This is a genomic window from Amycolatopsis sp. NPDC034160 (genome assembly GCF_055575355.1).
In genome coordinates this window covers 269,254-291,196 of sequence record NZ_JBVISU010000008.1, presented here as the reverse complement: position 1 = coordinate 291,196, position 21,943 = coordinate 269,254, and the positions used below count along the sequence as shown (strand labels likewise).

At 69.1% G+C, this 21,943-nt stretch carries 25 protein-coding genes; 13 read left to right on the top strand and 12 right to left on the bottom strand.

The window, feature by feature from the left end; translation table 11 throughout:
• Positions 1 to 99: 99 nt before the first annotated feature.
• Together ACZ54P_RS19225 and ACZ54P_RS19220 are read right to left on the bottom strand one after the other, a co-directional pair.
• On the bottom strand, positions 100 to 1,083 hold the full coding sequence (locus ACZ54P_RS19225) for an SMI1/KNR4 family protein (RefSeq protein ID WP_465462882.1): 984 nt from the start codon (positions 1,081 to 1,083) through the stop codon (positions 100 to 102).
• A gap of 87 nt (positions 1,084 to 1,170) precedes the next feature.
• Entirely contained in the window at positions 1,171 to 2,673 is a 1,503-nt protein-coding gene (locus tag ACZ54P_RS19220; protein WP_465462881.1) for a leucyl aminopeptidase, read from the bottom strand.
• A gap of 134 nt (positions 2,674 to 2,807) precedes the next feature.
• Between ACZ54P_RS19220 and ACZ54P_RS19215 the strand changes: the two genes are divergently transcribed.
• Both ACZ54P_RS19215 and ACZ54P_RS19210 read left to right on the top strand, forming a co-directional pair.
• Positions 2,808 to 3,662 carry a hypothetical protein gene (locus ACZ54P_RS19215; RefSeq protein WP_465462880.1) on the top strand — a complete coding sequence of 285 codons (855 nt, stop codon included), beginning with the start codon at positions 2,808 to 2,810 and terminating at the stop codon, positions 3,660 to 3,662.
• A complete protein-coding gene (locus ACZ54P_RS19210; protein ID WP_465462879.1) occupies positions 3,655 to 4,281 on the top strand; it encodes a DUF402 domain-containing protein in 627 nt (208 codons plus the stop codon). Before ACZ54P_RS19215 ends, ACZ54P_RS19210 begins: the two co-directional genes overlap by 8 nt.
• Here the strand turns inward: ACZ54P_RS19210 and ACZ54P_RS19205 are convergent.
• Entirely contained in the window at positions 4,278 to 4,589 is a 312-nt protein-coding gene (locus ACZ54P_RS19205) for a hypothetical protein (protein ID WP_465462878.1), read from the bottom strand. The two genes, ACZ54P_RS19210 and ACZ54P_RS19205, sit on opposite strands and share 4 nt — an antisense overlap.
• 117 nt (positions 4,590 to 4,706) lie before the next feature.
• On the opposite strand from ACZ54P_RS19205, the gene ACZ54P_RS19200 reads away from it, so the two are divergent.
• Positions 4,707 to 5,810: a branched-chain amino acid aminotransferase gene (locus tag ACZ54P_RS19200; protein ID WP_465462877.1), complete on the top strand. Its 1,104-nt coding sequence runs from the start codon at positions 4,707 to 4,709 to the stop codon at positions 5,808 to 5,810.
• 160 nt (positions 5,811 to 5,970) lie between these two features.
• On the opposite strand, the gene cobT is transcribed toward ACZ54P_RS19200, so the two are convergent.
• Positions 5,971 to 7,047: a nicotinate-nucleotide--dimethylbenzimidazole phosphoribosyltransferase gene (cobT, locus tag ACZ54P_RS19195; RefSeq protein WP_465462876.1), complete on the bottom strand. Its 1,077-nt coding sequence runs from the start codon at positions 7,045 to 7,047 to the stop codon at positions 5,971 to 5,973.
• Positions 7,048 to 7,140: 93 nt separating this feature from the next.
• Here cobT and ACZ54P_RS19190 point away from each other — a divergent pair, with 93 nt between their 5' ends.
• A complete protein-coding gene (locus ACZ54P_RS19190) occupies positions 7,141 to 7,821 on the top strand; it encodes an IspD/TarI family cytidylyltransferase (RefSeq protein ID WP_465462913.1) in 681 nt (226 codons plus the stop codon).
• Here ACZ54P_RS19190 and ACZ54P_RS19185 read toward each other — a convergent pair.
• Positions 7,806 to 8,210 (bottom strand): hypothetical protein, encoded by a 405-nt coding sequence (locus ACZ54P_RS19185; protein ID WP_465462875.1) that lies wholly within the window; start codon positions 8,208 to 8,210, stop codon positions 7,806 to 7,808. The two genes, ACZ54P_RS19190 and ACZ54P_RS19185, sit on opposite strands and share 16 nt — an antisense overlap.
• Before the next feature lie 170 nt (positions 8,211 to 8,380).
• Between ACZ54P_RS19185 and ACZ54P_RS19180 the strand changes: the two genes are divergently transcribed.
• Genes ACZ54P_RS19180 through ACZ54P_RS19170 form a run of 3 tightly spaced genes read left to right on the top strand, consistent with a single transcriptional unit; the run spans position 8,381 to position 10,198 of the window.
• Positions 8,381 to 9,130, top strand: coding sequence for a GntR family transcriptional regulator (locus tag ACZ54P_RS19180; RefSeq protein ID WP_465462874.1), 750 nt, complete (start codon positions 8,381 to 8,383; stop codon positions 9,128 to 9,130).
• A complete protein-coding gene (locus tag ACZ54P_RS19175) occupies positions 9,127 to 9,978 on the top strand; it encodes a phosphoribosylaminoimidazolesuccinocarboxamide synthase (protein ID WP_465462873.1) in 852 nt (283 codons plus the stop codon). Before ACZ54P_RS19180 ends, ACZ54P_RS19175 begins: the two co-directional genes overlap by 4 nt.
• Positions 9,971 to 10,198, top strand: coding sequence for a hypothetical protein (locus ACZ54P_RS19170; RefSeq protein ID WP_465462872.1), 228 nt, complete (start codon positions 9,971 to 9,973; stop codon positions 10,196 to 10,198). The genes ACZ54P_RS19175 and ACZ54P_RS19170 overlap by 8 nt, the downstream gene beginning before the upstream one ends.
• A gap of 66 nt (positions 10,199 to 10,264) precedes the next feature.
• Here ACZ54P_RS19170 and ACZ54P_RS19165 read toward each other — a convergent pair whose 3' ends face one another.
• Positions 10,265 to 11,254 carry an aldo/keto reductase family protein gene (locus ACZ54P_RS19165; RefSeq protein WP_465462871.1) on the bottom strand — a complete coding sequence of 330 codons (990 nt, stop codon included), beginning with the start codon at positions 11,252 to 11,254 and terminating at the stop codon, positions 10,265 to 10,267.
• Positions 11,255 to 11,309: 55 nt separating this feature from the next.
• A complete protein-coding gene (locus ACZ54P_RS19160; RefSeq protein WP_465462870.1) occupies positions 11,310 to 11,966 on the bottom strand; it encodes a DUF3043 domain-containing protein in 657 nt (218 codons plus the stop codon).
• Between the two features lie 143 nt (positions 11,967 to 12,109).
• On the opposite strand from ACZ54P_RS19160, the gene ACZ54P_RS19155 reads away from it, so the two are divergent.
• Positions 12,110 to 12,487, top strand: a complete 378-nt coding sequence (locus ACZ54P_RS19155; protein WP_465462869.1) for a HesB/IscA family protein — start codon at positions 12,110 to 12,112, stop codon at positions 12,485 to 12,487.
• A gap of 86 nt (positions 12,488 to 12,573) precedes the next feature.
• On the opposite strand, the gene ACZ54P_RS19150 is transcribed toward ACZ54P_RS19155, so the two are convergent.
• Complete coding sequence (locus tag ACZ54P_RS19150) at positions 12,574 to 12,753, bottom strand: hypothetical protein (protein WP_465462868.1); 180 nt, start codon at positions 12,751 to 12,753, stop codon at positions 12,574 to 12,576.
• Between the two features lie 149 nt (positions 12,754 to 12,902).
• Between ACZ54P_RS19150 and ACZ54P_RS19145 the strand changes: the two genes are divergently transcribed.
• The gene (locus ACZ54P_RS19145; protein ID WP_465462867.1) at positions 12,903 to 13,892 is read left to right on the top strand and encodes a carbohydrate kinase family protein; all 990 of its coding nucleotides are present in this window, start codon (positions 12,903 to 12,905) and stop codon (positions 13,890 to 13,892) included.
• Between the two features lie 56 nt (positions 13,893 to 13,948).
• Here the strand turns inward: ACZ54P_RS19145 and ACZ54P_RS19140 are convergent, their stop codons facing one another.
• Positions 13,949 to 14,602: an alpha/beta fold hydrolase gene (locus tag ACZ54P_RS19140; RefSeq protein WP_465462866.1), complete on the bottom strand. Its 654-nt coding sequence runs from the start codon at positions 14,600 to 14,602 to the stop codon at positions 13,949 to 13,951.
• Between the two features lie 222 nt (positions 14,603 to 14,824).
• Positions 14,825 to 16,759: an asparagine synthase (glutamine-hydrolyzing) gene (asnB, locus tag ACZ54P_RS19135; protein ID WP_465462865.1), complete on the bottom strand. Its 1,935-nt coding sequence runs from the start codon at positions 16,757 to 16,759 to the stop codon at positions 14,825 to 14,827.
• Between the two features lie 193 nt (positions 16,760 to 16,952).
• Between asnB and ctaC the strand changes: the two genes are divergently transcribed.
• The gene (gene ctaC, locus ACZ54P_RS19130; RefSeq protein ID WP_465462864.1) at positions 16,953 to 17,891 is read left to right on the top strand and encodes an aa3-type cytochrome oxidase subunit II; all 939 of its coding nucleotides are present in this window, start codon (positions 16,953 to 16,955) and stop codon (positions 17,889 to 17,891) included.
• A 40-nt stretch (positions 17,892 to 17,931) separates the two neighbouring features.
• Positions 17,932 to 18,351 carry a cytochrome c oxidase subunit 4 gene (locus ACZ54P_RS19125; protein WP_465462863.1) on the top strand — a complete coding sequence of 140 codons (420 nt, stop codon included), beginning with the start codon at positions 17,932 to 17,934 and terminating at the stop codon, positions 18,349 to 18,351.
• 26 nt (positions 18,352 to 18,377) lie between these two features.
• On the opposite strand, the gene ACZ54P_RS19120 is transcribed toward ACZ54P_RS19125, so the two are convergent.
• Positions 18,378 to 19,298, bottom strand: coding sequence for a DMT family transporter (locus ACZ54P_RS19120; protein WP_465462862.1), 921 nt, complete (start codon positions 19,296 to 19,298; stop codon positions 18,378 to 18,380).
• Positions 19,299 to 19,380: 82 nt separating this feature from the next.
• On the opposite strand from ACZ54P_RS19120, the gene ACZ54P_RS19115 reads away from it, so the two are divergent.
• Complete coding sequence (locus ACZ54P_RS19115; protein WP_465462861.1) at positions 19,381 to 20,343, top strand: GlxA family transcriptional regulator; 963 nt, start codon at positions 19,381 to 19,383, stop codon at positions 20,341 to 20,343.
• Here the strand turns inward: ACZ54P_RS19115 and ACZ54P_RS19110 are convergent.
• Entirely contained in the window at positions 20,316 to 20,735 is a 420-nt protein-coding gene (locus ACZ54P_RS19110; RefSeq protein ID WP_465462860.1) for a cupin domain-containing protein, read from the bottom strand. The two genes, ACZ54P_RS19115 and ACZ54P_RS19110, sit on opposite strands and share 28 nt — an antisense overlap.
• A gap of 53 nt (positions 20,736 to 20,788) precedes the next feature.
• Between ACZ54P_RS19110 and ACZ54P_RS19105 the strand changes: the two genes are divergently transcribed.
• Positions 20,789 to 21,754: a helix-turn-helix domain-containing protein gene (locus ACZ54P_RS19105; protein ID WP_465462859.1), complete on the top strand. Its 966-nt coding sequence runs from the start codon at positions 20,789 to 20,791 to the stop codon at positions 21,752 to 21,754.
• Positions 21,755 to 21,943 lie beyond the last annotated feature (189 nt).

Here is a 21,943-nt window from a genome sequence, read left to right as displayed (position 1 = left end):
GGACGGGTTGGGGGGCCGTCCCTGTCCACCGGGTTCGGGGGGGGCGGTTCGGGTTCTAACCCGAATCGCCACTCACGACCAGCTGTACCGACATCTGTCTTATGCCGACTGCGCCAGCAGGAGCAGGTGCCGCTCCATCAGCGCCCGGAACGTGGGATGCACCGTCGTGCCCAGCGCCGGGTCGATTTCGACCGTGCGCCAGTGCTCACCGGCGGCGGTGAGCAGCACCACGGCCGGGTCGGAGAGCACGACGACCTTGCCCTCCGCGCGCAGTTCGGCCGTCCCGAGCAGTCGCGGGAAGACGACGTCGGCGGGGAGGCCGTCGCAGGTCAGCAGGAACTCCCGGTAGTCGGCGGGCAGCCGGAGCCCGAGGCGCGCTTCGGCCGTGTCGATGTTGCGGGCCGACGCCGCCGGGGGCGCGGTGCCGCCGCCGCGCAGCCGGAGGATGCCCGCGACCATCTCGCGCCAGCCGCCGGTGTCCGGTGGGTAACGCTGATACAGCGCCGCGACCAGGGACCCGGCGCACACTCCTGGCCAGTCACCGAGTCCGAGCGGGTCGGCGCCCGCGACGAGGCGCGGTGCGAGCCGCCGTGACGCGGCGAGCACGGCGACGTCCGGACGACCTTGTCGTGAGGCGATCTCCGCCCAGGCGTCGAGGTCGCCTCGCGCGACGGCCTCGCGGAGCCGATCCGGCCGCGATGGCCCGAGGTGCGACACCGCCTCGCCGATCGGGGAGCCGCTGAAGAGACCGTCCAAATCGGACACGCGCCGGGCCAGGTGCGCTTCGTGCGCGCGCTCCTCGGCATCGAGGTCGAGCGGGGTCAGCGTCGCGGCCCACTCCGGCCGCCCGCCGTTCGCTTCGAAGAGCATCGCCCACGCGCGTGCCTGCACGGCACCGGGGACCAGCGCGGTGACGGGCCGTTCGGTGAGCGCGTGCCAATGCGTGATCAGCCGGTCGGCTTCCGCCATCGCCCCGGAGGCGGCGAACAAGAGCGCCGCGTGTCCGATCCGGTCGTCGAGCGTCGCTTCGTCACCGCTGAGCACGTCCCTGATCGCGCCTTCGAGATACGCGTCCCTGTCCACGGAACCGACCCTGCCATGCGCGTGAAGGCCCCCTTCCCTCGGCTCGACCGAGGGAAGGGGGCCTTCACGCGCGTTCGGGGTGGGAGATCAGCCGTTGGCGGCGATGTCCGCGAGGACCGCGGCGATGGTGCGGACCGGGACGCCGGTGCCGCCCTTGCCGGTGTAGCCCCACGGTCCGGCGGTGTTGAACGACGGGCCCGCGATGTCGATGTGCGCCCAGGGCAGGCCGTCGGCGACGAACTCGCGCAGGAAGATGCCCGCGGCGAGCATGCCGCCCCAGCGGTGCCCGGTGACGTTGGCCAGGTCCGCGAGGCGCGAGTCGAGGTCGGCGCGCAGCTCCTCCGGCAGCGGCATGGCCCAGCCGCCCTCACCGGTCGCCTGCGCGATCGAAGCGACCCGGTCGCGGAACTCGTCCGAGCCCATGACGCCCGCGGTGCGGTTGCCGAGCGCGACGACCTGCGCGCCGGTCAGCGTCGAGGTCTCGATCAGGTAGTCGGGGTTCTCCTCGCCCGCGCGCACGATCGCGTCGGCCAGCACGAGACGGCCTTCGGCGTCGGTGTTGAGCACCTCGACGGTCTTGCCGCCGTACATGCTGAGCACGTCACCCGGCCGGTACGAGGTGGCCGAGGGCAGGTTCTCCGCCAGCGGGATGTGCGCGACGACCTCGAGCGGGTACTTCAGCTTCGCGGCGAGCACTACGGAGGCGAGCACGGCGGCCGCGCCCGACATGTCCGAGGTCATGTGGTCCATGTTCGCGGCGGGCTTGATCGAGATGCCGCCCGAGTCGAAGGTGATGCCCTTGCCGACGAGCGCGACCTTCTTCGCCGCCTTCGCGGGCTTGTAGGCGAGACGCAGCAGGCGCGGCTGACGCGAGGAACCGCCGCCGACGCCGAGGATGCCGCCGAAACCCTTGCGCTTGAGCGCCTTCTCGTCGAGGACCTCGAACTCGAGGTCGTTCGCCTCGGCCAGCGTCTTCGCGCGGTCGGCGAAGGAAGCCGGGAACAGGTCGTTCGGCGGGGTGTTGATCAGGTCGCGGGCGATGATCACCGACTCCGCGATGAAGGTGGCGGCCTTCAGCGTCGCCTTGTGGTCCTTGGCGGTGCCCTCTTCGGGGCTCACGAAGTCGACCTTGGCGACCGGGCCGTCGCCCTTCTCCGAGCGGTATTCGGTGAAGTTGTACGCACCGAGCGCGGTGCCCTCGACGGCGGCCTGCAGGTCGATCGCCGACAGCGTGACGAACGCGCGCTCGGTGCCGCCCAGCGCCCGCGCCGCGGCACCGGCACCCCGGCGGACCTGCTCGGCGGTGACGCCGTCCGCGCCTGCCTTGCCGAGACCGACGGCCAGCACGACACCGGCGGACAGCTTGCCGAGCGTCGGTACCTTGACGACCTCGTCGGGCTTGCCCGACGCGCCCAGCGTGCCGAGGACCTCGGCGAGCTTGCCGTCGAACGCGGCATCGGCGACGGAGGAGCCGGCGGCGAGCGCCAGGCCGTCCTCGCCCTGGAGGGTGCCGATGACGACGACGTCGGCTCGCGTCTTGGCAAGCGCCGCTTCGGCGTTCTCGGTCAGGGCAAGCTTCGGCACGGTCACTTCTGGCTCCTCGCGCGTTCGCGGTGGGTACCGGGCGGCCGCCCGGTCGGATCGTGAGCCATGCTAATGACAGTCGGACCTGGGGTAACAGCGGGGCCGACGGGGTCACTCGGTGCGGGAGGAAGGGAGACGGCGTGCGGCTGGCCGGCGGTCTGCTCATCGCGCTCGCGGTGGGCACCTCAGGAGCGGACTACTGGGTGCTTCTCGCCACCGTCGTCGCGGCCGTGCTCGCCGTCGCGACGGAGGCGTTGCCACCGCCGCTGGGAGACACCCGCCCGGAGCGGGTCGCGGGCGCTGTTTCGCGGCTGGGCCTGGTGCTGGTCTTCGCCACGACGTTCGGGCACTACCTCTTCCCGACGGCGCCCGGAGTCGCCGCCGCGGTGTTCGCGGTCGTGGTCGGTGTCGCCGATCTCGCCGGGGTCCGCCTCGGCGACTACGCCGCCCGCTGGGTCACCGGCCTGCTGCTGGCCGCGGCCGCCGCCCTGATCGCGGTCTGCGTCGGGATCCCGCCCCTGGCGCAGTTCATCGCGCCGAACCCGCCTTCGGTGCCCGGACTCGGCCTCGCCGTGCTGGTGCTGCTGCCGTTCCTGCTGCCCCGCCGTCCTGGCGCGGGCCGGGCGGCCGCGGTGGGCGTCGTGGCCGTGGCGATCGTCGCCGTCGCGCTCTACCAGCTGGGGCCGGTCCGGCTGGGACTCTCGGCGACGTCGTTCCGCGAACTCCTCGCCGCGGCCGACGCGGTCTCGCTGCTGCCGGTGCTGACCGTGGTGGTCGCCGTGGCGACCGTGCCCGTCGCGGTGGACGCCTTCACCGACGGCCGGGAACGGCTTTCCCCAGAACGTCCTAAGGCGACACTCGCTTGTGGACTGATCGTGGCCGTCGTCGCGGCCTTCGCTGGGCCGGTCGTGGCCCTCGGGCTCGCGGCAGTGGGAACGCTCGCCGAACTGGTTCTGCGGGTCCGCGCCCGTGGGTACCGTGCAAGGCGTGCGTGATCCCCTCTGGACCCCGGGCGACACGGTCGTCGAACGGTTCCTGCGACCGGACGGTTCGATCGGCCAGCATCACCCGCTGCGCGTCCTCGACGACGACGGCACCGTGCTGCTCGGCTGGCTGCCCGCGGACACCCCGATCATCGGCAGCAGGCTCGCCGACGGGCGGCACTTCCGGGACGCGCCGCTCGAGGAGCGGTTCCGGGTGCCGAGGGTGCGCGTCGCCGACTTTTGGCGCGACACCTCGACGCTGCGCCGGATCGCCGACGACGAATGGTCGTCGGTGTGGTGGTTCTTCGACGCGGACGGGCACTTCCTGAACTGGTACGTCAACCTCGAGGTCCCGCTGGGGCGCACGTCGACCGGGCCGGACCGCATCGACGGCATCCTCGACGTCGCCGTCGAACCCGGCGGGCGCTGGCGGTGGAAGGACGAGGACGAGGCCGAAGAAGCCGTCCTCGCCGGACGGATCACCGCCGGGCAGCTCGAGCGGCTGCGGGCCGAGGGCGAACGGATCGGGGCGCTCGCGGACGCCGGCCGGTTCCCCTTCGACGGGACGTGGACCGACTTCCGGCCGGAGCCGGACTGGCCGGCGCCCGGCCTTCCGGACGGGTTGCTCTAGCTCACCTGCAACAGGAGCAGCAGCATCAGCACGACGTTGATCACGGTGAGGATGACCACCGCCTTGGTGGACAGCTCGCGCGGGAACACCTTGCCTTGGATGCTCCGCCACCAGAAGATGCCGAAACCGGCGCCGACCAGGCCGAGGAACGCGCCGAAGCCGCTGTCCAGCAGGGCCCAGCCGTCCATCATCAGCAGGCCGGTGCCGAAGGTCAGCAGTACCGCCGTCGCGAACGTCTTGATGTCGGCCCCCGTGCCGGAGGCGGCGGGCTTGGCCGGGTGAGCGGGCTGCATGGGGTTTAACGTCACGTCGCCATCCTAGGGGCGGGAGGCCCCGCGTGTTCGTCGCGACGGACAGATAGCGGGAGGTAAAGATATGCGGACGTCCGACTAACGTGGGTCCGACCAAGCGTTATCGTCATAGTCATGACGACCTCGACGCAGTTCGACCATCTCCCGCACCCGAGCCCCGCGAGCCCGGAACGCGTCGCGGACGTATTGGCCGCACCCGGCTTCGGCTTGCACTTCACCGACCACATGGTGACCGTGAAATGGAGCGCCGAGCAGGGCTGGCACGACGCGACCGTCGGTCCGTACGCGCCCTTGACGCTGGACCCGGCGACCTCCGTGCTGCACTACGGCCAGGCGATCTTCGAAGGCCTCAAAGCGTACCGCCAGCCGGACGGGACGATCGCCGCGTTCCGGCCCGACGCGAACGCGCTCCGCTTCCGCAACTCGGCCGAGCGCCTCGCCATGCCGCAGCTGCCGGTGGAGGTCTTCCTCGACTCGATCCGCGAGCTCATCGCGGTCGACTCCCGCTGGGTCCCGACGAAGCCGGGCGAGTCGCTGTACCTGCGGCCCTTCATGATCTCCACCGAAGCCGGGCTCGGCGTCAACCGGCCCGCGAACGAGTACCTCTACGCGCTGATCGGCTCGCCCGCCGGCTCGTACTTCTCCGGTGGCGTCAAGCCGGTGAGCGTGTGGCTCTCGACCGAGTACGTGCGCGCGGTCCCCGGCGGCACCGGCGAGGCCAAATGCGCCGGTAACTACGCGGCGTCCTTCGTGGCGCAGGCGCAGGCCGTGGAAAAGGGCTGTGACCAGGTCGTGTGGCTCGACGCGGTCGAGCGGCGCTGGGTCGAGGAGATGGGCGGGATGAACCTGTTCTTCGTCTTCGGCTCCGGCGACGAGGCCCGCGTCGTGACCCCCGAACTGACCGGTTCGCTGCTGCCGGGGGTGACCCGGAAGTCGCTGCTGGAGCTGGCGAAGTCGTTCGGCCACCAGGTCGAGGAACGGCGGATCTCCACCGACGAGTGGGAGAAGGCCGCCGCTTCGGGCGAGCTGACCGAGGTGTTCGCCTGCGGGACCGCGGCGGTCATCACGCCGGTCGGGCACGTGAAGCACGCGGGCGGCGAGTTCTCCGTGGCGGGCGGTCAGCCCGGTGAGCTGACGATGAAGCTGCGCGGCGCGCTGACCGGGATCCAGGAGGGCACCCGGCCCGCTCCGGAAGGCTGGATGTACCCGTTGGGCTGAGTCGCGGTTCGCGCCGACGGCCGTGAGATGAGCCTCGCCGGATGAGATGAACGGGACTTTCATTGCAATTTTGCAATGAAAGTCCCGTTCATCTCATGCCGGGTGCCGGGGCGACCCCGCATCCAGAGGACTAAACGCGGGCTTCCGGCGCGCGAAAGGATCAGGAAGCGGGAGCGTCGATCAGCGGCCCGCTCACCCCCGCCTGCTCGTGCGTGGCCATCTCCGCGAGCACCCGCGTCGCCATGAACACCAGCGGCAGCGCCGCGACCGCGCCCGTCCCCTCGCCGAGGCGGACGTCCAGATCCAGGATCGGGTCCAGGTCGAGGTGCTCCAGCGCCAGCGCGTGCGCGGGTTCGCCGCCGCGCTGGCCCGCGGTCCACCATTGCCGAGCGCCGGGAACGAGTTCCTCCGCGACCAGCGCGGCCGCGGCGGCGACCAGGCCGTCCAGGATCACCGGCGTCTTCCGGAGCGAGGCCTGCGCGAGGAACCCCGCCATCGCGGCGATGTCGGCGCCGGCGGCGGTGCGCAGCAGCGCGACCGGATCGGCCAGCACCGTCCTGGCCCGTCGCAGCGCGTCACGGACCGCGGCGGCCTTGCGCATCCAGGCGTTGTCGTCGATCCCCGAACCGCGGCCCACGACGGCCACCGGTTCACTGCCGGTCAGCGCCGCGACCAGTACCGAGGCCGGGGTGCTGTTCCCGATGCCGAGATCACCCGCGATGAGCAGGTCGGCCCCGCCGTCGACCTCGGCGTCGGCGATCGCCCGGCCCGCGCGGACGGCGGCGCGCGCCTCGGCGTCGGTCAGCGCGTCCTCGACGTCGATCGAGCCGGACCCGCGCCGCACCTTGAACTCGCCGATCGACCGCGTGGCGGGGGCGTCGCTGTCGACGGCCATGTCGACGACGCGGACGCTCGCTCCCGCCGAGGCGGCCAGCACGTTGATGGCCGCGCCACCGGTCAGCATGCTGCCGACGAGTTGCGCGGTGACTTCGCTCGGATAGGCCGAGACACCTTTCGCGGCGATACCGTGGTCTCCGGCGAACACCACTACCCGTGGCCGGGTGAAGGGGCGCGGTGGCGACTGGCCCTGGCAGGCGGCGACCCACACGCCCAGCTCCTCCAGCCTGCCCAGCGACCCCGCCGGCTTGATCAGTTTCGAGTGCAGGGCGATCGCCGCCGAGCGCGCGTGTTCATCAGGCTGCTCGACTTCGGCGAATTCGAGGATATCGTCGTCCAACGCCCTGCCCCTTCGGATCGCTTCGGTGGCCGCGCCCAACCTACCGACCCGCCTGTGCCAGAGTTGCCTGTGGCTCAAACGAAGGCCGCCGGAGTGGTGCTCGCGAGCGGAGCGGGCACCCGGGTCGGCGCCAAGCTCAACAAGGTCTACTTGCCCGTTGCGGGCAGGCGGGTCGTCGCGTGGTCTCTCGACGCCTTTGCTCGCGTGCCCGGAATCGACGTGCTCGTGCTGGTCATCCGGCCGCAGGACACGGAACTCGCGCGGGAGGTGCTGGCCGCGCATCCGGGTGAGGTCGAACTCGTCCACGGCGGCGCCACGCGTCAGGGCTCGGAGCTGAATGCCTTGCGCCACTTGGCTTCCCGGATCGAGAGCGGTGAGATCGACGCGGTACTGCTGCACGACGCGGCCCGCCCGCTCGTCACCTCGGAGCTGATCGCGGACGTCCTCGCCGACACACGGCGGTACGGGGGAGCGGTGCCGGGGGTGGCGGCCGACGACGTCGTGCGCGTCGACGGCGACAGCGTTTCCGGCGCGCTGCCCGGCGCGATCCGGGTGCAGACGCCGCAAGGATTCCGCGCCGCGCCGTTGCTCGCGGCCTACGAAACAGCCGAGCGTGAGGGTTTCGTCGGCACGGACACGTCTTCGTGCATGGAAAGGTTCTCCGCGCTACCGGTGCGGTGGGTTCCCGGCAGCGCGGAGAACCTCAAGATCACCTACCCGCACGACCTCGTTGTCGCCGAGCAGGTGATCGGCCGAGGTCAGGGATCGCCCTGATCGGCGGTGGCTCCATTGGCGGGCAGGATGGTGACCGGCTGGCGCGCGTCCTTCGGGATCACGCAGTCCGGATGTGGCTGCAGCAACTGGATCGGCGCGCCGGGAGTACCGGGCGGCGGGATGGTGAGCACCGCGCGCAGCGTCCAATCGGCGGTCGAGTGGTATTGCCACGAAACGAGCGCGGGCTGGAAGACGTCCGTGTCCGGGAACGTGGTGACCCGGAAGGCGCTCGCCCGTTCCTCACCGCGCAGGACGAGGACGTCGGCACAGGTGTCCCACTGGAACACCGCGGCACAGACCTCCGGTTCCTCCCGTGGGCCGAAGATGTACACGACCCACCGGCGTCTTCGAAGCTCTTCGAGCAGTTCGTCGATGCTCAGGTGGTTCATCGAGCCCCCTAACGGGTTTCGGGAACTCTGCGGAGAGTAACAGGTGTACTAGAGCACCGTCCAGAATGTGTACTAGTACGTAATAATGGGGTGTGAGCAGGATCCTTGGTGCTCGCCCATTGGTGTGCTAGAACGCTTGTGCGCACCGCGCGACCTTGTGAGGAGTCACCTTGCCCGCCGTCGACCGACCTGAACCGCCGTATCTCCAGATCGCGGGAAGCATTCGCGACGACATCGTTTCGGGCAGGCTCAAGGAAGGCGACGCGGTCCCGTCCGCGCGTGAGATCGCCAGGAACTGGAACGTCGCCATGGCGACGGCGATGAAGGTCCTCTCGACGCTGCGCGCCGAAGGTCTGGTCCGCGCGATCCGCGGCGTCGGGACAGTGGTGCAAACCCGAGCGTTGCACCGTTCCGCGCAAGACAGGACGATCTCGATCGCGAGGACCGGCAAGGTCTATCCACCAGGCCACTACGCGAAAATCCGTGAAGCCGGGCTGATCCCGGCGCCGGAGAGGGTGGCGGACGCGCTCGGCATCGAAGAAGGCGCACCCGCGATCCGGCGGCGGAGGACCACATACGCGAGCGAAGGCCGTCCGGTGTCGACGTCGGTTTCGTGGTTCGACGGCGCTGTAGCGGCGAAGGCGCCTTTGTTGTTCGAGCCGGTGCGGATCGTCGAAGGCACGGTCAAATATGTGGCGGACCGGACCGGCCGGGTACTGACGTCGACTCATTCCCAGCACGCCGCGGGGCTGGCGGGTGCCGAGGAAGCGGCAGAGCTCGGCGTGGCCGAAGGTTCGGCGATCTTGTTGAGCCGCAACAGGTTTCTCTCCGCGGAAGGCGACGTACTCGAGTACGGCGAATCGGCGGCCTTGCCGAACCACTGGGTTTTCTACGAATACAACATCGAGGACGGGGCATGAAGCACATTCACGCGGGTAAGGTCCGGGACCTTTACGAAATCGACGGCGACATTCTGCTCGTCGCGTCCGATCGCGTTTCGGTCTACGACGTCTCGCTGCCGACCCCGATCCCGGACAAGGGCGCGCTGCTGAACCAGCTTTCCGCCTGGTGGTTCGAAAAGATGGCCGACGTCGTCCCGAACCACGTCCTCTCCACGACCGACGTCCCCGCCGAATTCGCCGGCCGAGCCATGCGGTGCAAGCCGCTGAAGATGATCCAGGTCGAATGCATCGCGCGCGGCTACCTCACCGGGCTCGGCATGCGCGAATACCGGCGTGACGGCGCGGTTTCCGGCGTCGAGCTGCCCGCCGGGCTCGTCGAGGCGGACAAGCTGCCCGAGCCGATCTTCACGCCCACCACGAAGATCTCCGACACCGGCCACGACGAGTTCATGACCTTCGCCGAGGTCGTGAACGACATCGGCAAGGAGACCGCGGACCGCCTCCGCGATCTGACGCTCGAGGTCTACACCAAGGGCGCGGAGCACGCGGCGAAGAACGGCATCATCATCGCCGATACCAAGATCGAATTCGGGTTCGACGCCGACGGTGTGCTGACGCTCGGGGACGAGGTCCTCACCTCGGACTCGTCGCGTTTCTGGCCTGCCGACGACTACGAGCCGGGCCGGACGCAGCACGCGTTCGACAAGCAGTTCGTCCGCGACTGGTCCACGACCACCGGCTGGGACAAGACACCGCCCGGCCCCGCGATCCCGGACGAGATCGTCGAGGCGACCCGCGAGCGCTACACCGAGGTCTACGAGAGGATCACCGGGAACACCTGGGTTCCCGGCGGTGGCCATGCCTGACCCGCAGGTCTACGACCCGTACCGGCTGATCGACGACGTCGAGGGACTGCTGATCCAGCGAGGTCACCGGCCGGAGCGGGTCGAGGGCCGGGCGGGCGACCGCGTCGCCGGTGCGAGCAGGTTGCTGCGGGGCTTGGGAATCGAGCCGCTCCGCGCGCCCGGTGACGCTCTCGACCTCGACGGTCAAATGGCGTATCAGGCGCGCGTCCACGGCGACTGACGACGCATTCGGTCGACTAAGTGCGAGGAATGCGTTCGCCGCACTTAGTCGACCGAATGCCGGGGATCAGGGGCTGCGGGTCAGCGTCGGGTCGGTCTCGACGACGCCGTCGAGGGCCTCGTCGATGGCGGCGAGCAGATCCGCGTCCAGCTTCACGCCGGCCGCCTTCACGTTCTCGTGCACCTGCTCCGGTCGCGAAGCGCCGATGATCGCCGAAGCGACGTTCGGGTTCTGCAGTACCCACGCCACGGACAGCTGGGCCAGCGTGAGCCCCGCCTTGTCCGCGATCGGCCGCAGCCGCTGCACCCGCTCGAGGACATCGTCGTTGAGGAAGCGGGCGACCATGTTGGCGCCACCCTTCTCGTCCGTCGCGCGGGAGCCCTCGGGCAGCGGCTGACCGGGCTGGTACTTGCCGGTGAGCACGCCCTGTGCGATCGGCGACCAGACGATCTGGCTGAGGCCTTCGCGTTCGGACGCCGGGACGACCTGCGCCTCGATGACCCGCCACAGCGCGTTGTACTGCGGCTGGTTCGAGACGAACGGCACCTTCAGCTCACGCGCGATCGCGGCGCCCTGGGTGATCTGCTCGGCGGTCCACTCCGAGACACCGACGTAGAGCACCTTGCCCTGGCGGACGAGGTCGGCGAAGGCGAGGAAGGTCTCTTCGAGCGGAACGGTCCGGTCGAACCGGTGCGCCTGGTAGAGGTCGACATAGTCGGTGCCGAGCCGCTTCAGCGAAGCGTTCGCCGACTCCATGATGTGCTTGCGGCCCAGGCCCTGGTCGTTGGGGCCCTTGGGACCGGTCGGCCAGTAGACCTTGGTGAAGATCTCCAGGCTTTCCCGGCGCAGGCCCTTCAGCCCGCGGCCGAGCACCGATTCGGCGGCCGTGTTCGCGTAAACATCGGCGGTGTCGAAGGTGGTGATGCCGGCGTCGAGCGCCGCCTTGATGCAGGCCTGGGCCTGGTCTTCTTCCACCTGGGACCCGTGGGTGAGCCAGTTGCCGTACGAGATCTCACTGACATTGAGGCCGCTGCGGCCGAGGCGTCGGAACTCCATGGGCGCGACTCTACCCCAAGCCGTTAGTCACGCTAACGACCTGGGATTCGCCTGCTCAGACCTTGTCGCCGGGCTTGACCCGCGGCTTCGGGACGCGGAGCTTGCGGATCTGGCTCGCCCGGATGAAGGCGTACCAGCCGACCGAAACGCCCTTGACCGTCTCGTCCGGGAACTTCAGGCGGACCATCTTCGCGATCCGGCGCCCGCTGAGCACGCCTTCGACGATCATGCCGAGCAGCATCACGGTGCACAGCAGCGTCGCGTAGCGCTGCACGTCCGGGTACGGGAGGATCAAGGCGACGAACACCAGGATCGCGAGCGGCATGAAGAGGCCGAGCAGGTTGCGCCGGGAGTCGACGAGGTCACGGATGTAGGCCTTGACCGGACCGCGGTCGCGCGGGAGCAGGTACTTGTCGTCGCCCGCCATCATCCGCTCGCGACGTTCCTTCGCGGCGTTGCGCTGCTTGGCCTTGTACTGCGGGTCGGCCTTCGCCGCCTTGCGGAGTTCCTTGTTGCGCTTCATCGCCTCCCGCATGCTGGTGGGCGGGGGCGCCACCGGGCCACGGCGCTTGGCCTCGGCCTCACGTCGTTTGGGCGTGGCCTTGCCCTTGCCGGGCGTGTAGGCCTTGGCCTGGACCTCGACGACCTCGGTGTCGGGCGTCTCGGCGTCGGTCGTGGCGGAGTCTGTGGTGCTACGGCGCAGGAACCTCACCTCACCAGGGTAGTTGCAGGCGTCACGGTGCCACGCACCAGGCCGAGCGATATGTCACCATGGAGGGGAACAGATCGGGACTCCGAAGTGTTGGACCATGTGCAAGACGAGTACCCGCAGCGAGTTCGACCAGAGGGAGAACCATGACGACCGCTGAGCAGGCAGCAGCAGCTCAGGCCGAAACCGCCGAGGAGACCCACGGCGTCACGTTGACCGATGCCGCCGCCGCCAAGGCGAAGGCCCTGCTCGAGCAGGAGGGCCGTGACGACATGCACCTGCGCATCGCCGTCCAGCCCGGTGGGTGCGCCGGCTTGCGCTACCAGCTGTTCTTCGACGAGCGCACGCTCGACGGCGACCTGTTCCGTGACTTCGACGGGCTCCGCGTGGCCGTCGACCGGATGAGCGCGCCGTACGTCTCCACCGCCGTGATCGACTTCGTCGACTCGATCGAGAAGCAGGGCTTCACGATCGACAACCCGAACGCGACGGGTAGCTGCGCCTGCGGCGACAGCTTCCACTGACCGGCGTCGGGCATGAAGAAGGGCCGCGAACCTCACCCAGGTCGCGGCCCTTCTTCATGCCCGCGGCTTTTCACGGCCGCAGCGGATCAGACGTAGGCGTCCAGATCGTCGACCTGGGCGAGACACCGTTCGTCGACGGTCCACGGCGGAGCGATCTGCCGGGGCAGTGGCAGGTTCTCGGCCTGGAGGGACGACGGGATGCCGGCGCAGTCGGCGATGAGCTCGCCGATGGATTCCGGTTCGAGGTGATGCGTAAAAGAGGGCACGAACGACAAGTTAATGACTCGCGTACGAGTAGGACACCACTACCAACCGGTAGTGTTCGTGGCCGTGCCTGAAGCAACCCGTATGGGGCATGACCTGCGGGTAACTTAGCCGTCCTCGTCCCACGAGGCCGACAGAACAAGGAGAACCGGTGGCAGACAGCGCCAGGATCGCAGTATCCGGCAGTATCGCAACCGACCACCTCATGCACTTCCCCGGCAGGTTCGCCGAGCAGCTCATCGCCGAGCAGCTGCACCGCGTGTCCCTGAGCTTCCTGGCCGACGACCTCGTCGTCCGGCGGGGTGGGATCGGCGCGAACATCGCCTTCGGTCTCGGCGTGCTGGGTCAGCGTCCGATCCTGGTCGGCGCGGTGGGCTCCGACTTCGCCGACTATCGCTCGTGGCTCGAGCGGCATGGCGTCGACACCGCCGGTGTGCTGGTGTCCGAGGTCGCGCACACCGCCCGCTTCGTCTGCACCACCGACGAGGACCTCTGCCAGATCGCCACCTTCTACGCCGGTGCGATGGCCGAGTCCCGCAACATCGAACTCGCGCCGGTCGCCGCCCACGCCGGTGAGTTGTCGCTCGTGCTGATCAGCCCGGACGACCCCGAAGGCATGGTCCGGCACGCCGAGGAGTGCCGCCAGCGCGGCTACACCTTCGCCGTCGACCCCTCGCAGCAGCTGGCCCGGATGGACGGCGAGCAGGTGCGCGCCTTCGTCGAGGGCGCGAAGTACCTGTTCAGCAACGACTACGAATGGGAGCTTCTGCTCCAGAAGACCGGTTGGACCGAGGCGGACGTCCTCGACCGCGTCGGCATGCGGATCACGACGCTCGGGGAAAAGGGCGTCGAGATCATCGGCAAGGACGGTCTCGCGCTGCAGATCGGTGCCGTCCCGGAGCGCGGCAAGGTCGACCCGACCGGTGTCGGCGACGGCTTCCGCGCCGGATTCATCGCCGGTATCGAGGGCGGCCTCAGCCTGGAGCGTGCGGCGCAGCTCGGTTCGCTGATCGCCGTTCTGGTGCTGGAGACCGTCGGCACGCAGGAATGGTCCTTCGATCGCGCTGATGTCCTGGGCCGTCTCAAGGAGGCCTTCGGTCCGGAGTCCGCCGAGGAGATCGCCGCGGTCCTGCCCGCTTGACCTGATTCGACGCGTGAAGGCCTCCTTCCCTCCGCTCAGCCGAGGGAAGGAGGCCTTCACGCGCGTCCGGTCAGGATTCCGGCGATCTCGGCGGGACGGGACAGCTGGGGGCAGTGCCCGGCGTCGACCTCGACGGCGGTGACACCGAGCCGGTCCCTGGCCGCTCGGCGCAGCCAGCCGGGCCTGAGGGTGCGGTCGCGGGTGGGGACGATCACCGTCGACGGGATCTCCGGCGCGGGCCCGGCCGGGTGCACGGCGAGAACAGCGGGGTCGAACAGCCGCAAACTGCCCAGTGCCAGGTGTTCGGTCTCCGAATCACAGTCGTGGAAGAGGAACTCGGACGCCTTCGCGGGATCGGCCGTCGGATCCACGCCGATCCAGTCCGGTTCGAGCACGCTTTTGGCCTCGTCGCGCAGGCTCTTCCCACCGGGGAAATCGGGAATGTAGGCGGCGAGCCACACCAGCGCCCGCGCGCCGAGCGCGTCGGCGATCGCGGGAAGCAGGACCCCGGAACCCGAATGGGCCACCACGACCGGCCGCTCGCCGACGTACTGCTCGCGCACGTGCTGCGCGTAACCCGCGACAGGCAGATCTTCCGGGGTCAGCAGGTCGACCGCGATCGCGCGGTGCCCGGCCGCGGTGAGCAACGTGGCCACCCGGTCCCAGCCCGCGGGGCTCTGCGTCGTGCCGTGCACGAGGACGAAGTCCATGACTCCATGCTGGCCTCCACCGCGCGAACGGTGAAGGCCGGCAGGGAGTGTCGTGACTGGGCCGTGTCCGGCAAGTCAGTCCGCGGTCTCCGCGCCCAGGCGGCCCCTGACGGTACGGCCGGTCCGGTCGAGTACAACCCGGTACGAGTCCGAACCGGCCGCACCGTCAGGAACCACCTGGAACACGAAGCCCATCGAACCGACTTGCCGGACACGACCTAGCTAGAGCTTCACCGGGTAGACCGGTTCCGGCACCTCGGGCTTGATGCGGTTCTCGACGAAGATGCCGTGCCACAGCATGAACACCAGCAGCGCCCACAGCTGGCGGCTGCGGTCGAGCTGCCCGGCCTTGTGCTCGTCGAGCAGGGCCAGCACGGCCTTCTTGTCGAGCAGCTCGTCGGTCTGGGAGTCCGAGATGATGCCCTTGGCCCAGTCGTACATCTCGTTGCGCAGCCACAGCCGGATCGGCACCGGGAAGCCGAGCTTGCGCCGGTTCAGCACATGCGCCGGGATGATCTTCGCCAGCGCCTGGCGCAGCGCGTACTTCGTGGTGCCGTGCGCGAGCTTCTGGTCGAGCGGGATGCTCGCGGCGACCTTGAACACCTCGGCGTCGAGGAACGGCACGCGCAGTTCCAGCGAGTTCGCCATGGTCACCTTGTCGGCCTTGACCAGGATGTCGCCGCGCAGCCAGGTGTAGAGGTCGACGTGCTGCATCCGCGCGACCGGGTCCCAGCCCTCGGAGATCTTGTACCAAGGAGCGGTGACGTCCTTGAACCCGACGCCTTCCTCATAGGTGCGGAGCACGTTGCGGAGCTGGTCGTCGCGGAAGTTGCGCGCGTTGCCGTAGTAGCGGTCCTCCAGCGGCAGCGCCCCGCGCCGCAGCAGGTCCTTGCCTCGCGTGCCCTCGGGGATCTTCGTGGAGACCTTGCCGATGATCTTCCGCATCCCGCCGGGGATCTTTTCGAACGGCGCCAGCGAGATCGGCTCGTTGTAGATCGTGTAGCCGCAGAAGAGCTCGTCGGCGCCTTCGCCGGACAGTACGGCCTTGACGTGCTTGCGCGCCTCGCGGGCGATGAACCACAGCGGCACGAGCGCCGGGTCGGCCACCGGGTCGTCGAGGTACCAGACGATGAGCGGCAGCGCCTCCATCATCTCGTCCGCCGACACCGTGCGGACCACGTGCTTCACGCCGATCGCCGCGGCCGTTTCGGCGGCGACGTCGACCTCGGAGTAGCCCTCACGCTCGAACCCGGTGGTGAACGCGATCAGGTTCGGGTTGTGCTCCTTGGCCAGTGTCGCGGTCGCGGTCGAGTCGATGCCGCCGGAGAGGAACGCGCCGACCGTGACGTCCGGGTCGGAGATCATGTGCTTGCCGACCGAGTCGCGCATCACATCGGCGATGCGCTCGTACAGCGCCTCCGCCTCGGCCTCGCTGTTGACCGGCTTCGCGGCGAACTGCGGGTGGAAGTAGCGGGTGAACTCGACGTCGCCGCCCGGGACGACCCGGAACGACGTGCCGGACTCGACGCGGCGGATCCCGGTGTGCAGCGACTCGGGCTCCGGCACGTACTGCAGCACCAGGTAGTGCTGCAGGGCCGTGCGGTCCAGCTTCTCCTCGACGCCGAGGACGCTCGAAAGCTCCAGCAGACTCTTCTTCTCACTCGAGAAGGCGATCTTGCCGGGACCGGCGGAGTAGAACAGCGGCTTGATGCCGAACGGGTCGCGCGCGCCGAAGACGACCTTCTCCTGGGAATCCCAGATCATGAAGGCGAACATGCCGCGCAGCTTCTTCACCGCGTCGTCGCCGAGATAGTGGTACGCCGCGACGATCGCCTCGCCGTCGCCCTCTGTGGCGAACTTCGCACCGTGTCCGGCGGCCAGTTCGTCGCGCAGCTCCTTGTAGTTGTAGATCTCGCCGTTGAAGTTCAGCGTGTAGCGCTCAGGGGCCTCCGGCGGGCCCCAGATCAGCGGCTGGTGAGCGTGGTCGACGTCGATGAAGGCGAGCCGGTTGAAGCCGTAGACGACCTCGGCGTCGGCCCAGGTGTCGTGCTCGTCGGGACCGCGGTGGCGCTGGCAGCGCATGGCGGCGTCGACCGCCTCACGGGCGCCCGCGGCGTCGGCTTCGGTCGAACAGATCAGTCCAAGCAGGCCGCACACGTCTAGTTCACACACCTCTTGTTGGCCGAGCGGGGAGAAGGGCCCAGTATGCCGGTGCGCGTGTACACCCGGATGTGGTGGGGGATACGCGTGTTGGGGTTACCCCTTAGTCAGCGCGGCGCCACAACTCGGCTAGGCTCCGCCATGTCACGAAGATCGGTCGAGGAGGCTCTGGGTGAAAGGGCAAGGCGCAGTGGGAAATCCAGAGCGCATCCCGGTTAAGCGGGCTGGTCGCGTCGCAGCGCTCGCCGCGCTGGTGATGCTGACCGCGACAGGTTGTTCCGGAGACGAGATCCTTCGCTTCGGCTGGCCCGTCGGGGTGACCCCGCAAGCGCACGACATGCGCACCCTGTGGACGTGGACGGTCGTCGCCGCGCTGGTCGTCGGTGTCATCGTCTGGGCGCTGATCTTCTGGACCGCGATCTTCCACCGCAAGAAGAAGACCGCCGACGGCGTGGAAGAGGAACTGCCCCGCCAGTTCCAGTACAACATCCCGCTGGAGATCTTCACGGTCGTCGTCCCGACGATCATGGTCTGCGTGCTGTTCTTCTTCACCGCGACCACCGAGAACCGCGTGCTCGCCGAGACGGAGAACCCGGACGTCACGGTCGACATCGTCGCGTTCCAGTGGAACTGGGAGTTCAAGTACAAGAGCGACTCCAAGAACCACGACGACCCCGAGATCACCACGGTCGGCAGCTCGACCGAGATCCCGCTGCTCGTCCTGCCGACGAACAAGACGATCCAGTACAACCTGCGGTCGGCCGACGTCATCCACTCCTTCTGGGTGCCGGAGTTCCACTTCAAGCGGGACGTCATGCCGGACCCGGAGAAGAACAACCAGGACTTCACCTTCCAGAACTCGATCGACCGGGAAGGTTCGTTCGTCGGCCGCTGCGCCGAGCTGTGCGGTACCTACCACTCGGGAATGAACTTCGAGGTCAGGGCCCTGTCGCCGGACAAGTACGCGCAGTACATCCAGCTCCGCGGCACGGTGAACCCGAAGAGCGGCAAGCCGAACACCGCTTCCGAGGCGCTGGCGGCGATGAACTGCGGCGACCTGTGCGCGCCCTACGCCGTCACCACCACCCCGTTCAACACCGACCGCACCGCGCGGGTCGCGTCCAACTGACCCGGCTGTTCGAGCCCGAAACAGGAGTGAGGCAACGTCCATGAAGGTCGAAGGACGGATTTTCTTCCTCGTCGCGGTCTTCTCCGTCGTCGTGGCGGGTATCTACGCGTACATGACCGGAACGATGACCCGGGACGGCGTCGAGCCGGTCGGTGTGGTGGCCCTGATCCTCACCGGTGGCCTGGCTTTCCTGGCCGGAAGTTACCTGCAGTTCGTGGCGCGGCGCATCGAGCCGCGGCCGGAGGACCGGGAAGACGCCGAGATCAGCGACGGCGCCGGTGAGCTGGGCTTCTTCAGCCCGGGAAGCTACTGGCCGATCGCTCTCGCGGCGGCCGCCGCACTGGCCGGTCTCGCGCTCGCGTTCTTCCACATCTGGCTGCTGATCATCGCGCTGGGCCTGGTCATCGTCGCCATCGGCGGGCTGGTGTTCGAGTACCACACGGGCCCGAACCACGAGTGACGTTCTGACGCTTCGCATTTAGAGGACTAAATGCGGGCTGTGGGGGTTTGGCCCACTTCGGGCTTTCCCACTTTGACTTCCTTCACTTCGGGCTTGGCCGCGCGTTTCGGTGCCAGCGCCGCCGCCAGTACCGCCAGCATCCCCACGATCTCCGGCCACGTCGGCCGGTGGCCGTAGGCGAGAACGTCCACCACCACCGCGACCACGGGATAGACGTAGGACAGCAGCGCCACGGTCGTGGTGGGCAGCTTGCCGATGCTCGCGTACATCAGGACGTACATCAGCGCGGTGTGCACGGTGCCCAGCAGCACCAGCCACAGCAGCCCCGACGTGTCCGTGGGCAGCGGTGTGACGAGCAGCGCGGGCGCGAGTACGACCGTCCCGGTCACCAGTTGGACGGCGGCCAGGACGTGCGGGCGGAGGTGTTTGAGCTGCTTCGCGACGAACGAGGCGCCGGCGTAGAGCGCGGCCGCTCCGAGGGCGAGGGCGATGCCCGCCAGTTCCACGGGCTTGCCGTCGGCGCCATGCGCGGACAGTGAGATGAGCGCCACCCCGCCGAATGCGATCAGCGCCCTGACCAGCTGGCTCTTCGCCATTTTCTCGCCGAGGAACGCCGCGGCGAGACCGACCAGCATCAGCGGCTGGGTGTGGTAGACGACGGTGCTCACCGAGATCGACGAAAGCGCGTAGGAAGCGAAGAGCAGCACCCAGTTCCCGACCAGGAACAACCCGCCGAGGACGGCGAACAGCAGGTCTCGCCGGGGCAGCGTCCATGGCCGGAACCAGCCGCGCGCGGCGCTCCAGACCAGGAGGAGCAGGCCGCCGACGAGGCTCCTCGCGAACGCCACGGCGGGCGCGTCGGCGCCGCTTTCGAGGACGACGGCGCCGATCGTGCCGGACAGCGCCATCGCGGCCGTCCACTGCAGCAGGGGGTTGTTCTTGTTCATGGGGACCACTTTCGGCCTCCGGCACCCGCGCGACCAGTGTCAGAGATGACATCGACCGCAAAACTTATGACACACTGCCCGCGTGGATGTGAAGAAGGTCGCGGTGGTGCTCGCCGACCACGTCTCGCCGTTCGAACTCGGCGTCGCGTGCGAGGTCTTCGGCACCGATCGCAGCGCCGACGGCATCGAAGGCTGGGACTTCGCCGTCTGCTCGCCCGGCGGCGAGAACGTCCTGAGCTGGTCCGGCTTCGGGCTGAACAGCCTGGAGACCCTGGACTTCGCGGCGTCCGCCGAGCTGCTGATCGTCCCGACCTGCGCGCCGCGCAGCGCGAGCCCGCCGGAGCCGGTGCTGGAGGTTCTGCGCGACGCGGCGAGCCGAGGCGCTTGGGTCGCGGGCTTCTGCGCGGGCGTCTTCTCGCTCGGGTACGCGGGGCTGCTCGACGGGCGCAACTGCACCGTGCACTGGGTCTACGAGCAGGAGTTCCGGTCGCGTTTCCCGACGGCGAAGGTCGACCCGAAGGCGTTGTACGTCGACGACGACGGCGTCCTCACCAGCGCGGGGACCGTCGCCGCCGTCGACCTCTGCCTGCATCTGGTGCGCGAACTGCGGGGCGTCGCCGCGGCCACCACGCTGGCCAGGCGGATGGTCGCGGCCCCGCACCGGGTCGGCGGGCAGGCGCAGTTCGTGCAGGCGCCGGTTCCCGAGACCGCCGCGCCCGACGACACCGTGCTCGCCGAGGCGCTCGAATGGATCGAGCGACGGCTGGATCAGCCGTTCACCGTCGCGGAACTCGCCCGCCGCAGCGGTTTGGGGGAGCGCACGTTCCTGCGCCGGTTCTCGGCGGCCACCGGCACGACCCCGCACCGGTGGCTCACCGAACGCCGTCTCGATCGCGCACAGGCGTTGCTCGAAGAAGGACGTCTGTCCATTGAGGACATCGCGGTCGCCTGCGGGTACGCCTCGGCCGCGGCGCTGCGGCATCAGTTCGGCAAGCTCCGCGGCACCAGTCCCAGCGCCTATCGCAAGACGTTTTCCGCCGGCTGAGCGGAAATGTCGTGTCCGACGGTTACGTCGACGTACTCGGGAACCTCTTCGTGCGCGTCGCCGACCGTGAGCGTTCCGGTCGGTTCGAACAGCAACAACGATGCACCGTCCACTGAGGACGGTTTGTGGTAGGTGCCGCGCGGGACGACGAACACCGAGCCGCGCGGCAACGTGACGACGCGTTCGCCCGCCTCCTCCCGCAACGCGATGTCCAAGGTCCCGTCGAGGACGAGGAAGAACTCGTCGGTGTTCTCGTGGACGTGCCAGACGTGCACGCCCGCGACCTTGGCGAGGCGGACGTCGTAGTCGTTGACGTGGGCGACGATCCGCGGGCTCCAGATCTCGTCGAAGCCGGCCAGTGCGGTCGCCAGGTCGATCGGCTGCTTGCTCATGTCCTCGATCCTGGCCGCTGGACCGGCAGGGGCGTGAGTGCTAGGAATCGCATATGTCGCATGATTTCTCGCACAGGGTCGCTGTCCTGGTGGACGAGGGGTCCAACCCCTTCGAAATGGGGGTGGCGACCGAGCTCTTCGGCCTGCGGCGGCCGGAGCTGGAGCGGCCTTGGTACGACCTGACGCTGTGCGCCGCCGAGCCGTCCGTGCGCATGCACCTGGGGATGTTCACCCTCACGGGAATTTCCGGGCTCGAAGCCGTGGCGTCCGCCGACACGGTGATCGTGCCCAACCGGCCCGATCCGGAGAGCCCGGCGCGGGAATCGGTGCTGAGGGCCGTCCGCGACGCGGCCGCACGAGGCGCCCGGCTGGTGAGCTTCTGCACCGGAGCCTTCACCCTCGCGCAGGCGGGTGTCCTGGACGGTCGGCGCGCGACGACGCACTGGAAGTGGGCTGATCTGTTCCGCGCCCGGTTTCCCGAGGTGCGGCTGGAGCCGGACGTCCTGTTCGTCGACGACGGCGACGTCCTGACCGCGGCGGGTAGCGCGGCCGCGCTGGACCTGGGCCTGCACCTGATCAGCCGTGACCACGGCGCCGAGATCGCCAACGCGGTGAGCCGCCGTCTGGTGTTCGCGGGGCACCGGGACGGTGGACAGCGGCAGTTCGTCGAACGTCCGGTGCCGTCGGTGCCGGACACCTCACTGGCACCGGTGCTCGAATGGGCCCGCGCACGCCTGGACCGGCCGCTCACCGTCGCCGACCTCGCCACGCGGGCGGCGACCAGCCAGGCGACCCTGCACCGGCGGTTCCGGGCCGAACTGGGGACGACACCGCTGGCGTGGCTCACGACGGAACGGATCGCGCTGGCGTGCCGGCTGATCGAACGCGGGGAGCAGCGGCTGGACCGGGTGGCGCGGGCGTCGGGTTTCGGTACCGCGGCGAACCTGCGTACCCAGCTTCGGCGGGCTACGGGGCTGACGCCTACGGCTTACCGGGCGCGGTTCAGCACCGCTTCGTAGGCGCCCCCCGTGCCATGAAAGGTCCTTTCCTTGCAAAATTTGCAAGGAAAGGACCTTTCATGGCACGGGCAGGAAGGATCCACCGGGGCAGCACCGCTCCACCCGGTCTCGGCGCGCGTGTCGTGTCCGTGAGGGCCTCCTTCCCTACTCTCAAGGTAGGGAAGGAGGCCTTCACGGACTTTCGAGACT

What these genes read in the sequence shown, in the direction of transcription:
- ACZ54P_RS19200 (WP_465462877.1), top strand. Translation starts at nt 4,707, where the DNA reads ATGACGACCTCGACGCAGTTCGACCATCTCCCGCACCCGAGCCCCGCG.
- ACZ54P_RS19185 (WP_465462875.1), bottom strand. Translation starts at nt 8,210, where the DNA reads ATGAACCACCTGAGCATCGACGAACTGCTCGAAGAGCTTCGAAGACGC.
- ACZ54P_RS19175 (WP_465462873.1), top strand. Translation starts at nt 9,127, where the DNA reads ATGAAGCACATTCACGCGGGTAAGGTCCGGGACCTTTACGAAATCGAC.
- ACZ54P_RS19170 (WP_465462872.1), top strand. Translation starts at nt 9,971, where the DNA reads ATGCCTGACCCGCAGGTCTACGACCCGTACCGGCTGATCGACGACGTC.
- ACZ54P_RS19165 (WP_465462871.1), bottom strand. Translation starts at nt 11,254, where the DNA reads ATGGAGTTCCGACGCCTCGGCCGCAGCGGCCTCAATGTCAGTGAGATC.
- ACZ54P_RS19155 (WP_465462869.1), top strand. Translation starts at nt 12,110, where the DNA reads ATGACGACCGCTGAGCAGGCAGCAGCAGCTCAGGCCGAAACCGCCGAG.
- ACZ54P_RS19140 (WP_465462866.1), bottom strand. Translation starts at nt 14,602, where the DNA reads ATGGACTTCGTCCTCGTGCACGGCACGACGCAGAGCCCCGCGGGCTGG.
- ACZ54P_RS19125 (WP_465462863.1), top strand. Translation starts at nt 17,932, where the DNA reads ATGAAGGTCGAAGGACGGATTTTCTTCCTCGTCGCGGTCTTCTCCGTC.
- ACZ54P_RS19120 (WP_465462862.1), bottom strand. Translation starts at nt 19,298, where the DNA reads ATGAACAAGAACAACCCCCTGCTGCAGTGGACGGCCGCGATGGCGCTG.
- ACZ54P_RS19110 (WP_465462860.1), bottom strand. Translation starts at nt 20,735, where the DNA reads ATGAGCAAGCAGCCGATCGACCTGGCGACCGCACTGGCCGGCTTCGAC.
- ACZ54P_RS19105 (WP_465462859.1), top strand. Translation starts at nt 20,789, where the DNA reads ATGTCGCATGATTTCTCGCACAGGGTCGCTGTCCTGGTGGACGAGGGG.